Raw genomic sequence first — 12,142 nt, forward strand, 5'->3', positions numbered from 1 at the left:
ACTTCACCTATGTCGCATCACGACCAGCGTGATGTCATCATGAATCTTCTGCGTTCCGATGTACGCCATGAGGCCGTCAATGATGCCGTCCTTGACTTCCTCGGCCGACTGGCCGTGCAGCTGTCGTGCGCTCTGGCAAAGCCTTTCGATGCCGAACAGCTCGCCACGGGAATTTTCGGCCTCGGTGACACCGTCGGTGTGGAGCACGATCAGGTCGCCTTTCTCAAACGAGATCTCGCGCGTGTCGACGAATGGCGTGATGTCGGACTCAAGGCCGACGGGCAGGCCGAGGTCGCCGGTATCGATGCGCTCGACCTCGCCGGTCTGGCGCACCACGATCAGATCTTCATGCTGCCCCGAAATCGTCAGTCGGTCGCCGTCGTAATCGAGGAACGACAATGTCAGGTGCTTGTCGGTCCTCGTCCGCTCGATGTTCTTGAAGATCGCGCTGTTCAAGTGGGTGAGGAATTTCGAGGGATCCGTTTCTCCTGCCTCCAGCAATGCCCGGGCCACCGACTGCACCATGAGCATCAGCACCCCGCTCTCGAGGCCATGACCGGTCACGTCGCCGATGCCGATCTTCAAACTCCTGCCGCTCTGCAGGACATCGTAATAGTCGCCCCCGACCTCGTCTGCGGGACGCATGTAGGCGGCAATCTCCAGGTGCTCGACCGCGCCGAGTTCGGTCGCGCGCGGCAGGACCATCATCTGAATGTGCCTGGCGACATCCAGCTCGGCGCCGAGACGCAGGTTCTCGCTCTTCAGCTGCGTGTTCAAGGCCTGGATTTCCTCCTTGGCCTCCTCGATCTGCCGCGTCCGTTCTGTCACCATGTTTTCGAGGTTTTCGGTGTGAAAGCTGATCTGCTCGGCCATGCGATTGAAGGCGAGCCCGGCCTCTGCCACCTCGTCCTTGCTGCGAATGTCGACCCTGACGGAATAGTCCTTGGCCTGAATGCGCCGGGCAGCTGCCGCGAGGGCGCTGATGCCGCCGGTAATGCGTTTCGACGCCGCAAAGACGGCGGCGGTGACGATCAGAAGCGAGATGAGGACCGCAAGCACCTGATAGATCAGGATGCGATTGGTCGCTTTGGTGATCTGCTCTCTGGCGGCGATCAGCGAGGCATAGATCTCCCGCTCCGGGACAACGATGCCGAGCGACATGGCCTCCTGCTTGACCGGCCCATCCACCCACAGATTGGACGGGGCAAGCTGCTTGGTGACAAGCAGATAGGGCACGTCCTCGCCGTTCTCCGTCAGCGAGATGCGCTGGACCTTGCCGTCCTGATCCAGGGGAAGGGAAGCGATGGCCTTTTGCGAGCTTTTTGGCAAGGAACGGTCAAGCCCGGTGACACCCTTGCCCGCCTCTTCATTCGCCGCCTGGAGGCCCATAACCCTCTCGCCGGCCGAATTGATCGCCACGACATTGCCGTTCGACATGGCAAGGAAACCGAAGCCGGTCTCTGCCACCTTCACGTGTTCGACGACCTCAGCGAGCTGGTCGAGCGTGATGTCGGCACCGGCGGTCCCGGCGACGCCGCGACGGTCGGGCGTCCACAGTGGATGGAAGAAACTGACGATCAGCTTTCCGGTGATGGCATCGGTATAGGGCGCGGTTTGGGTGATGTTGTCTGGAGCGGGACGCGACGCGGGATCAAGCGCCCACCGCTCCCATGACTCGTAGAGCCCCGGAAAGAAGAAATCCCAGAAGTTCTGGTCGTTGTGTTTCGGATAGAGCCGATCGAACGTCTGCGCCTGATCCGTGTAGGGCGCCGTCCTGAAGATTGGCCGCTCCTTCGGGCCGATGTAGTACATCTGCAGTTTCGATGCGCCCGTCCGCAACAGGTTCGGCGCAACGAGATCGAGAACGGTGCTTGTGTCGATATCGGCCTGGACCTGGGGTAGTGGACGATGATCCTTGTCGAGCAGATACCCCCATACACTGACGACGGAAGGGGACCCCGGAAGGTTCTGTGCCCAGTTGCCCTTGGCGTCATAGGCAACCGTCACCCCTTTGGGTTCGGCACTTGCCATCGCGGCGCCAACCGCATCGTTGCGGGCCGAATGATCGATCTGGTCCTGCAGAACGCCTGCGAGGGCCTTGACATCCGAATGGACCTGACCAAGAAGGAGGCTGACCTGCGCAGCCGTCGAATCCGTGGATGTGCGAATGTAGTCCTGGCTCGCCTTTTCCAGGCCCTGACCGACCTGTGCCGTCGCATCCCGGGACAATCGCTGCACGTTCCACAGGGCGAGGCCGCCACTGACAAGCAGGTCGAACAGCACCGCACCACCGACAACGATGATGAATTTCGTACGAAACGACCGAAGCCCAACACCTTGCCCGCCAGCGGTTACCGTCATAGTGGCTTTTGTCCCGAAGCGGCCCAGATCGGCCAGCCGGCATAGCCGCGCGGATGCAGGGCAGCAAAGATATGATCAGCGAAACCCTGTCTGAAACGCTTGATGAATTCGGGCGTATCGCCGCGCCTGACTGCCATTTCGCCGGCGTAGACATCTTCCCACGCCTGGATGATGTCAGCGAACTCCTGGGGGTCGCCGTCGTGATTGGTAACCATGAAGCTCTCGATCTTCACATCGTCAAAGCCGGCATCCCGCAACAGGCGTGAGCCCTTCGGACCCATCTCGACATCCATGTCGAAATGGCGAAACAGCTTGGCGACCTCGGTATAGGTCCACTGAATACTGTCGGCGCGCGGCTCGCCCAGGCAGTGGGAGTTCTTCTCGTTCGTGATGTAGACGCGCCCGCCCGGTTTGCAGATGCGAAAGAGTTCCCTGAGGAGAACCTCCGGCCGGTCGAAGATCTGCAGGGAATGCCGGCATGTCACGAAATCGAACTGGTCGCTTTCGAACAGCATCTGCGAGGCATCGCCGAAGGTATACTCGATGTCCCTGACGCAGAATTGCTCCGCGACCGAGCGTGCGTAGTCGAGGCTTGCCACCGAGTGATCGAGCGCAACCATCCTGGCGGGGTTAAATTCCTTCCGGACAAGCATCGCGAAATCGCCGATGCCGCAACAGATGTCGGCAATCGTCATGCCGCTGCGCAAGCCATGACGGGGCAGGATTTGCCGTTCATGCCGCCAGGTCATCTTGGTCTGGGTTCTGAGGATCGGGATGAAGCTCTGGTTCTCGACGAAGGTCTGGCCGGGATAGAAGGCTGAATCGTAGACCTCCATTGTGATGTTCGGGGAGAGCTCGCCGAGATGCCTGAACATCTGCGTTGCCCATGTCACGACGCTCGATACGACAACGACGATCTGCAGTTCCGGCCTCGAGCGCGACGCGTCGACCAGGACGCGGCTAAGCGCGTGGAAGGCCGTGCTGTTCATATGCGCCACGCGCTTGAGGTTGACATAGAAGACGCCCTTCACCGTTTCGATGCCATCCCGGAGGACTTTAAGGTCGTCGGCGATGTCGGCGATGGAGCGAGGGCGGCAGACACCGGCGGCGAGAAACTCCTGATTGCTGGTGTCGAACTGCGTCGTGAAGGCCGGAGAAAACGTGATGGCGGTCAATTGAGCAACCTCTCGAGCGGCAGGTCGACGACGAAGGTCAAGGTGTCGGCACCCGTCGAGCGCAACTCGATGCCCGCGTCATAATTGACCGCCAGCCCCACGAGGACCGACTGCTCAATGGGCGCTGTCTCATCTGCGATGATCTCGACATAGCCAGCGAGCTTGTCGCCATCCTTCAGCGAGTCCACGACCTCGCTATAGTGCCGTTGCTGCTGCGATGGGCAGGGGAAGCTCAATTCGATGCGTTCGACGTGCTGGTGGCGATAGAAGCCGAAGACGAGCTCACCATCCTGGACGTCGGCGCGAAACGACATCTCGAGAAGTTCGTTCAGGGCTGATGACAGAAGGTTGGAATGGCGCAACGGGTCACGGCGGTCATGGCTGACCATGCGGGCGACATAATTTGACAGCTGGTCGCAATGCAGCCAGTCGGCCGTGAAGGTTGCCATCTCCATTTCGAGTTTGAGCAGTTGCTCGAACGCGGCCTCTTTCATTGCATCGGACCTTTCAATTGCTTCCCTGACCAACGGACATCTGCGCACCGTGGGCACGCGTTGTCGTACCGGCGGCTGCGTCGATCCTTGCCTTCTTCCCATGCCGGATGAACGAACCAAGCCGATCGACATGCATGGGCGGGCCCAGGAAGTAGCCCTGCAGACGGTCGCATCCCTCTGCCAGGAGCCAGGCTGCCTGTTCTGCGGTCTCGACCCCCTCGGCAGTGACGCACATGTCGAGACCATGTGACAGGGAAATGATCGACCGCACAATCGTCTGGCTCTTTTCGTCATCAAGCAGATCGTTGATGAAGTACTTGTCGATCTTGATGTTATCGAACGGGAAATTCTTGAGGTAACTCAACGAGGAATATTCCGTCCCGAAATCATCGAGCGAGATCTGGATGCCAAGTACGTTGAGGGTGTTCAGCGTGTCGAGATTGTTGGTCGTACGTTCCAGGAGCACGGTTTCCGTGATCTCCAGTTCCAGCCGCTCGGCGGGTAAGCCGACGAGGTCGAGCGTTTGTGACACGCGGTCGGTAAATCCGGCCGTCAGGAACTCGGCGGGGGAAAGATTGACGGCAACCGTATAATGGTCCGGCCAGTTGAGGGCCGCCCTGCAGGCTTCCTCCAGTACCCATTGGCCGATTTCGCTCATCAGGCCATCGGCTTCGGCCATTGGGATGAAGACGATCGGCGGGATGACGCCAAGCCGCGGGTGGCGCCACCGCAATAGCGCCTCAAAACCGGTGACAGTTCGGGAAGGGTCGAAGAGAGGCTGATATTCAAGGAAGAACTCCTTGTGCTGCAGCGCGACCCGCAAGCTCCGCCGCAGGAACTCCCTTTGCTCGAGGACAATCAGCATCGCCGGATCGAAGGTGCGCGCGCGACGTCTGCCCTCTTTCTTCGCCGCATAGAGAGCAACGTCGGCAGCCTTCATCAGTTGCTCGCCCTCGTTGCCGTCGCGGGGCGCAATCGCGATGCCGACGCTCGCCCCGACAAAGACTGTGATGCCATCCACCACGAAGGGCTTCTTGAACTCGGCAATCAGGTCGTCCGCCAGTCTCTCGCCTTCGCGTGGCTGACCCTGTGCGAGCTGGATGATGGCAAATTCATCGCCGGCGAGGCGAAAGGCTGTGTCATCGGTGCCGAGCACGCTTCGAATGCGGTTGGCGGCAAGCTTGAGCACGATGTCGCCGGCACCGTGGCCGAGCGTATCGTTGACCGGCTTGAAGTCGTCGAGGTCGATCTGCATCAGTGCGAGATTGGTACCCTTCGTCGGCAGGAGACGCGCGAGTTCGTCACTGAAGCGACGACGATTGGGAAGCCCCGTCAGCACATCGTGCGTTGCCTGGTGACGCCAGAGCGCCCGTTCGTCTTCCTGGGCGTGTGTCTCGCCGGCAAGATCGCCGGCTGCGATCTCGATGATTGCGAGCCCGTCCTTGGCGGGAAGCAGCAGCAGGTCGCATTGTTCGTCAGGTGTCCTGCCCAGCCGGACCGATCGCGGTCTGCCGGATTTGATGACCTGTCGGACAAGCTCGGCGATCGGCGGTCTGGCGAGCGTCGGGTAGACGTCCGACAATGTTACGGTTGATCGACCGGCGAAACCCTCACGCTTCGCCAGATCGTCGGACCAGTCGATGATGACGAGGTCGAGATCAAAGAGCGAGAACGTTGCCGCGGCGCGATGAAAGAATTCGGATCCTTGCGGAACCAGCTTGGGCCAATCCGGACGATTTTCCGGCATATAGCTTGGACCTCCTCATCCCGCCGCGCTCGGGTGTTGGCTTCTGACTGCCACCGTTTCGCAATGGCAGCTTATATAAGAGCTAGCGTATACCGTGTTCCAGTCAACAGAAAACGCTACCATAGCACAGTATTCTGCACGTTTGTGGCGATCGCAACGCCAAATTGGCGCGAGCCTCACGTGTGTCTCAGGGCAGGGTTGCATCTGATGACGACGGATATCGTTTCCCTCGGCAACGGCAAACGGAATTGCATTCGGCCGAGGTCGGAGCCCATCCAGAGGACCCGCACGGCGAATCAGGCGCCTGGCAACGATTGGCGTGTCCGGTCTTGCCTGGACTAGAGGAAGAGGGACTGCTTGCCGGCGTGGTGAACCAGCGCGGACCATCCGCTGTGATGAAGATGTGATCCTCGAGACGAACGCCGAATGCATCTGGGAAGACGATCATCGGTTCGTTCGAGAAGCACATGCCCGTCGCAAGGGGAGTGCGGTTGCCCCTGACGATGAACGGTGCTTCATGGATGTCGAGGCCAAGGCCGTGGCCGGCGCGGTGCGGCAGACCGGGCAGGCGATAGTCGGGACCGAGACCATGTCGGGAAAAGACGGCGCGCCGCGGCGTCAAGGCTTTCGCACGGGGCCCCGAGCTTCGCGGCGTCAAACACCGCCTGCTGACCCTTGCGCTCTATGTCCCAGGCGCGCTCGAACTCGGCCTTGCCGCCGCCGAGCATGGATGCGCGCGTCAGGTCGGAGTGATAGCCGTCGATGCGGCAGCCGGTATCGACGAGGATGACGTCTCCCGCAGAAAGGATCTGCTCGCCATCGGGGCCATGTGGCAGGGAGGTGGCAGATCCGAACGACACGATCCTGAAGGTCGATCCATTGTCGGCGCCAGGCTCGATGCTGCTGGTCGATGAAACGGGAGACCTCGGAGCCGGCGATGCCGGGCGCGATCATGTCGCGAACCTTGCGCTGGATCTCCAGCGTGATGTTCATCGCATACTGGATCGGGGGCAATCTCTGCCGGCGATTTGATCATGCGAAGGGCGTTGAGCATGCCGCCGCCGTCGACAAGCCTTGCCGCCCCCATCTGGCCTGCAAAGGCGTGGTAGAAGCTGAGTTCGATTGCGTCATCGAGTGCAAGGATGCCGGATGGCGGGATCAGTCCGGCAACGAGTGCGGCGCTGCTCTCGTCTTCCTCCCAGCTCAGGATGTCGCCCGGCAGATGAGGGAGGCTTTCCACGCGGCTGCGTTCGAAGCCCGGAACGATGTAGGTAAGCCTGTCTTCGGTGACAAGCGCGCCAAGCAGCCTCTCGCTTGGCTGCCAGACAAGGCCGGTGAAGTAGCGAAGGCTTTCAATCGGGCCAAGGAAGGTTGCCGCGACGCCACGTGACTGCATGGCCTGACGAAGTCCGGTCAGCCTTGCGAAGCGCTCGTCCTTCGTGATTGCCGCGACGGGTGAGGCCTAAGCGAAATGTGTCACGCGAATTCTACCTGTGATCTGTGCTGAATGATGTCCGCGACCATAAGGCAGATGTAGGCAAGTCGTCGACAAGGCAATTCATCAGGCCGTCCGACCCCCTTCGAAAACTTCGGCGCAAGGTTTGGCGGAGCGCTCCTTTGCCCCGCTTTTCGAAGATCCGCTTGACAGGCTATGGTCGAGCATACGGAAGTCGACCTTGCGTGATTCCTCGCGCATCCTTTTGAAAGGGCCGCAGATTCAGCCTTGCGCAATGACCATTCGTGGAGAGCCGCCGATGAGAAGGTACCGGAGATTTCTTGCAATGTGTGGGGCTTTCATGCTCGCCGCGGGCGCGTCAGGCTGCGGGACGCCCCCCAACTCCTATGGGTCCGCATCTGGCTACCTGCCGGGCGATTCGATGAATCGAGCCTGTTCTGACGGCTTCCGGCCGAGCGATGGTCGTTCGTGCAGTTACTGAAACGGGGTTCCGCAGCTCTGCGTTGATGCACTACATGGCGGTGGCGGCTTCTGCCTGAGAGTGAATGTCCGCGCATCTGTCCCTGACGTCGGGCTGGCCGGTTCGGCGATGTCCGCTCCGGCGGCGCATCGGCTCGAAAGAGCGGCTCGCCAGTCGCACCGTGACGCAGTCGGCTCGATCTAGAGGATGGTGGGTTCGCTCGGCTCTCCGCGGGGTGACACGATGGTCGATCCCCATTGCTCACGTCCGATCACCCTGATTGCGTCGTCAGGCCCCGGGCGGGCGAGCGCTTTTGCTTCCTCCCACGGCGCGTTCAGCCAGATGTCGGTCTCTTCCCTCGTCAGCAGCAGAACAGGCATCGCCTTGTCGTGGATCGGTTTTACGACGGCGTTGGGGTCCGTGGTCAGGAAAGCGTAGAGATCGTCGGTGGTCAGTCCGTCCCTGGCCTTGCGTACACTGGTCCAGCCCGGCACGTGAAGACCGGCAAAGAACATCACCGGTCTTTCCTCATTGCGAGCAAACCACGCATTGGGGACACGATCGCCGTCGCGCTGGGCCGCGGGATCAGGCTCGGCAAAGGAGGTTACGGGGACAATGCATCGATGTTCCCGGCCAAGCCAGCGTTTCCAATGCGCCAGATGAAACTGCCGCACATTTGTTGTCCCACGGTCCGGCTCCATGCGGATCAGGGCGTCCATGTCCACCGCCTCACCCTTCTTCCGGAGCTTCTCGGCACGAGCTTCGGCAGCTTTCTTCTGGGCGAAAAAAGGGGAGGGAAGGCCCCAGCGGGCATGAACGAGCTGCCTGCGACCATCGAGCGTGTTCCTGACGATGGGGCCGGCCTGGTCGGGATTCATCTGGTAGGCGGGCATGAGGTTGACGAGGCTCTCGACGTCGAGGGCCCATTTGCTGACCCAGTCCTTGTCCTCCATGCGATACAAGTTGCACATTTGCAGACCATCCCGTTTCGATGGCCGCCACGGTAGACGAGGCAATGACCGATGCCAACTGCTGCGATCGGGTGACATCAGCGCGGCGGCCGAGCGGCGTTCTTAGCGCCGCGGATGTGACGGTTGCGATGCGTCCCATGCTTCCAGCGTCTCAACGAACCGCGTCAGCCACGCATTGGTCTGATGGGCGTCCAGGGCGCGGTGGTCAATCGTCAGGGATACATAGGCCATCGGTCGGATCTGGATTGCGTCAACGCCGTCGACAATTCTGACGACAACCCGCTTTTCTATCTTTCCAACGCCCAGAATGGCTGATTGCGGTTGGTTGATGATGATCGGGGCTGCGACAAGCGATCCCGAGACGCCATGGTTCGATATGGTGAACGTGCCGCCGCGCATGTCGGCATTGGTCAGCTTTCCGTCCCGTCCCCGCATGGTTATGTCCTGAAGCCTTGCGGCGACGTCGGACAGGTCCAGATCCTGGGCCCTGTGGATGACGGGAACAACCAGCCCGCTGTCGCCGAGCGCGACGCCGATGCCTATGTTGAGGTCGTCGAAGATCTCCAGGTGGTCGTCGTGCCATCGGCTGTTGACCTCAGGGACTGCCCGCATGGCTGCGGCACATGCCGCGACAATGTAGGACGAGTAGGACAGATCGATGCCTTCGGCCGCAAATTCTGCCCTGTACATGGCACGATGGCGCATCACGGCGGTGAAGTCGGCTTCGAAGATTGACGTGACGTGGGGGGCGGTCGTGACCGACTCCAGCATGTGCCGCGCGATCGACAGCCTCATCGGCGTGTGTGCGACAATGCGGGAGCTGGCAGGCGGTCGATCGGACTGTCGTCGATCAGTGTCGGAAGGTGTTTCGCCACCGCCTGGCGATTTCCTCGCCAGGAATGCGTTGTCCATATCCATACGGGTCACGCGACCGTTCCGCCCGGTGCCGACAACGTTTGCCGGATCGATGCCGTATTCCTCGAAAGCGCTTCGCACCGCCGGCGACAAACGTTCGCTGCCGAGCGTTCCGACGCCGGCACATACGGGAGCGTTGTCACCTTTTATCGTCTCGTTCTCAGCGGTCTCGCAAGTCCCCTGGTCAGGGAGCGCATGGTCGGCCCGGATCCGGGCGAGCACGGCTCCGGGCGTTGCGTCGGCGCCAGGCATCATGAGGATCTCGGCGAGAATGCCGGCAACGGGTGCCGGAATCTCTTGGGTCACCTTGTCGGTTTCGATCTCGACCAGTGCGTCGTCCTCAGCAACTGCATCTCCGGCCTGTTTCAGCCAGTTGCGAACGACGGCCGTTGTCCCCTCCTGTTCCAGGGGGACCAGGACCTCGATAAAGTTCGCCATCGTCTAGTACTCCAGGAGGTCCTTGATTTTCTGTCTGATGCGGTCCGCCGACGGCACTGCCCACTCGAGCAGGACCGGACTGTGAGGACTGGGTATATCAGGCATCGTCAATCGCGAGACCGGCGCGTCGAGGTCGATGAAGGCCTCATTTGCTATGACGGCAGCAATCTCGGCGCCAAAGCCGGCCGTGCCAAGATCCTCGTGTACGACAAGGCACCGCCGCGTCCTGCGCACCGAGGAAAGGACACTCTCGCGGTCCCAGGGCATCAATGTGCGAAGATCGATAAGATCCGCCGAGATCCCTTCTGCAGCCTCCTCGCAACGAGGGACCATCGCGCCCCACGTCACGATCGTGATCGCCTCGCCCTTGCGGGTAAACCGCGCCTTGCCGAAGGGGAGGGTGTAATGGTCGCCAGGATAGGGTCGACGTGCCCAGGGATGGTCGAGCATTGCCCGGTGCTCGAAGAAGATGACTGGATCATTGCCGCGCAGTGCAGTGCGCAGCAGTCCGACCGCATCTTCCGCATTTGAGGGAACCGCCACCTTCCAGCCGGGCTGATGGATGAAGGCGACTTCGTTCGTCTGGCTGTGCCACGGATCCCCACACTTGAAGAAGCCACCCGGCATGCGCAGCACGACAGGCGCGGCGAACCGATTGTTGGTGCGCCACCGGATTGTCCCGCAATCATTGATCTGCTCCGTTGCCGGTTCTGCATATTTGCGGAACTGGATTTCCGGAACGGGAACAAGTCCGGCAAGCGCCATTCCGACCGCCCGCCCGACGATGCCTTCCTCCGAGAGCGAAGTATCGAACACCCGGTCCTTCCCGAATTTCTCCTGCAGGCCGAGTGTCACGGCATGGACGCCACCCTTCTGGCCGATGTCCTCACCGAACAACACGACGCGCTCGTTGATGCTCAGTTCATGATCAAGCGTGCGTCTGATCGATGTGACCATGTTGATACGCTGGCCTTCCGGGGAAGGCTCATCGGTCGATTCCGGCGGGCGATAGCCGGTGCTGTACTGGCCACCCATGGCCTGGAGATCGCCCTCGAAGAAAACATGGCGCACCACGGTCTCCGGTGAGGGCACGTTCCGGCTTTCCGCCTCGATGCGGGCCTGTTCTGCAATGCTATCCGCTTCCGCCCTTGCTCTGTCCCACGCCTCTGCACTCATGATCGATGGGACCAGATAATCTCGCAGGCGCGGCAGCGGGTCGCGCGCCCACTCTGCCTTGACGAGTGCTTCGCTTTTGTAGGCCTGCGTATCCTGGAAGCTGTGGCCCTCAAGGCGCGGGACGCTCAGGCGCAGAAGGGCCGGCATTCTGTCGCCGCGGACATAGTGGACCGCCTGTCGGGTGAGGCGGGCGACATCGGCAGGACTGCAGCCATCGCCTTCAAATATGGCAAGGTTGCGCCAGCTTGCGAGGTTGGCCGCGATGTTCCCGCCGGGCGTCTGCATGTCCGATGGCACGGAGATCCCGTACCCGTTATCCTCGACGTAGAACAGCATCGGCAGCTTTTGTGTGGTGGCAATCGTCAATGCCGACCAAAAGCCATTCGACGCAACGGACCCATCGCCACCGAGAACGACTGCGATTGCATCGCCATATTCAGGCTTTCCCATTGGCCCCGCATAGTAGTGAAGCGCCTCCGCCCAACCGGCCGTCGGCGTGTATTGGGCGCCGACACCGCCGCACATCGGCAGGGCCGAGGCGCCGTTTCTGCTCGGATAGTTGAAGACCACGCCAATGTCGCGGCCGTCGGAATAGCCACCTGCCCGACCCATGGCCGAGCCGAGGGCGTCGGCGGGGTCGACGCCAAGGGACAGGAGCAAAGGCCGTGACCGGTAGTAGCCGCATGTCGCATCGTGTCTGTTCGTCAGCTGCAGGCCGAGGATGATCTGCGCCATGTCATGGCCGCGGGCGGAAAATTGATAGAGGACCTTCTTCTCCGGAACAAGGCGCGCTTCTTCCATTTCATCAAGGCTCCGCGACAGCTGGAGCAGACTGGCAACCCGCGTCCAGTCAATGCCTTCGTCAGGTACCTCCCTGTCTCGAAAACGGGTCGCGACCACCTGTGCCATCTTCGTTCCTCCTCGACTCTTGGTTCTGGGGAGAATAGCG

At 61.1% G+C, this 12,142-nt stretch carries 8 protein-coding genes and 1 pseudogene; 1 reads left to right on the forward strand and 8 read right to left on the reverse strand.

The annotated features are described in order from the left end of the window. Positions 1 to 3 precede the first annotated feature (3 nt). The 5 genes and pseudogenes from FHT97_RS24465 to FHT97_RS24485 all read right to left on the reverse strand — a co-directional run. Positions 4 to 2,361 carry a SpoIIE family protein phosphatase gene (locus tag FHT97_RS24465; RefSeq protein WP_183864518.1) on the reverse strand — a complete coding sequence of 786 codons (2,358 nt, stop codon included), beginning with the start codon at positions 2,359 to 2,361 and terminating at the stop codon, positions 4 to 6. Next, positions 2,358 to 3,536 (reverse strand): class I SAM-dependent methyltransferase, encoded by a 1,179-nt coding sequence (locus FHT97_RS24470; RefSeq protein ID WP_183864519.1) that lies wholly within the window; start codon positions 3,534 to 3,536, stop codon positions 2,358 to 2,360. Before FHT97_RS24470 ends, FHT97_RS24465 begins: the two co-directional genes overlap by 4 nt. Then, positions 3,533 to 4,030 carry a ubiquinone biosynthesis methyltransferase UbiE gene (locus FHT97_RS24475; RefSeq protein WP_183756430.1) on the reverse strand — a complete coding sequence of 166 codons (498 nt, stop codon included), beginning with the start codon at positions 4,028 to 4,030 and terminating at the stop codon, positions 3,533 to 3,535. Before FHT97_RS24475 ends, FHT97_RS24470 begins: the two co-directional genes overlap by 4 nt. A 13-nt stretch (positions 4,031 to 4,043) precedes the next feature. Then, positions 4,044 to 5,777, reverse strand: coding sequence for an EAL domain-containing protein (locus FHT97_RS24480; protein WP_183864520.1), 1,734 nt, complete (start codon positions 5,775 to 5,777; stop codon positions 4,044 to 4,046). A gap of 346 nt (positions 5,778 to 6,123) precedes the next feature. Next, positions 6,124 to 7,221: pseudogene (locus FHT97_RS24485) on the reverse strand (Xaa-Pro peptidase family protein); the annotation flags it as partial. 310 nt (positions 7,222 to 7,531) lie between these two features. Between FHT97_RS24485 and FHT97_RS31060 the strand changes: the two are divergent. Further along, entirely contained in the window at positions 7,532 to 7,714 is a 183-nt protein-coding gene (locus FHT97_RS31060; RefSeq protein ID WP_246712761.1) for a hypothetical protein, read from the forward strand. A 179-nt stretch (positions 7,715 to 7,893) separates the two neighbouring features. Here the strand turns inward: FHT97_RS31060 and FHT97_RS24490 are convergent, their stop codons facing one another. From FHT97_RS24490 to FHT97_RS24500, 3 genes are all read right to left on the reverse strand, one after another. Further along, on the reverse strand, positions 7,894 to 8,664 hold the full coding sequence (locus FHT97_RS24490; RefSeq protein WP_183756428.1) for an SOS response-associated peptidase: 771 nt from the start codon (positions 8,662 to 8,664) through the stop codon (positions 7,894 to 7,896). A gap of 102 nt (positions 8,665 to 8,766) precedes the next feature. Next, positions 8,767 to 10,017 carry a 2-oxo acid dehydrogenase subunit E2 gene (locus tag FHT97_RS24495; protein WP_183864521.1) on the reverse strand — a complete coding sequence of 417 codons (1,251 nt, stop codon included), beginning with the start codon at positions 10,015 to 10,017 and terminating at the stop codon, positions 8,767 to 8,769. Between the two features lie 3 nt (positions 10,018 to 10,020). Then, positions 10,021 to 12,102: a transketolase C-terminal domain-containing protein gene (locus FHT97_RS24500; protein ID WP_183864522.1), complete on the reverse strand. Its 2,082-nt coding sequence runs from the start codon at positions 12,100 to 12,102 to the stop codon at positions 10,021 to 10,023. Positions 12,103 to 12,142 lie beyond the last annotated feature (40 nt).

Source organism: Rhizobium sp. BK399 (assembly GCF_014194695.1).
Lineage (GTDB): Bacteria > Pseudomonadota > Alphaproteobacteria > Rhizobiales > Rhizobiaceae > Rhizobium.

Coding starts and splice junctions, on each gene's coding strand:
- FHT97_RS24465 (WP_183864518.1), bottom strand. CDS start 2,361: ATGACGGTAACCGCTGGCGGGCAAGGTGTTGGGCTTCGGTCGTTTCGT.
- FHT97_RS24475 (WP_183756430.1), bottom strand. CDS start 4,030: ATGAAAGAGGCCGCGTTCGAGCAACTGCTCAAACTCGAAATGGAGATG.
- FHT97_RS24480 (WP_183864520.1), bottom strand. CDS start 5,777: ATGCCGGAAAATCGTCCGGATTGGCCCAAGCTGGTTCCGCAAGGATCC.
- FHT97_RS31060 (WP_246712761.1), top strand. CDS start 7,532: ATGAGAAGGTACCGGAGATTTCTTGCAATGTGTGGGGCTTTCATGCTC.
- FHT97_RS24490 (WP_183756428.1), bottom strand. CDS start 8,664: ATGTGCAACTTGTATCGCATGGAGGACAAGGACTGGGTCAGCAAATGG.
- FHT97_RS24495 (WP_183864521.1), bottom strand. CDS start 10,017: ATGGCGAACTTTATCGAGGTCCTGGTCCCCCTGGAACAGGAGGGGACA.
- FHT97_RS24500 (WP_183864522.1), bottom strand. CDS start 12,102: ATGGCACAGGTGGTCGCGACCCGTTTTCGAGACAGGGAGGTACCTGAC.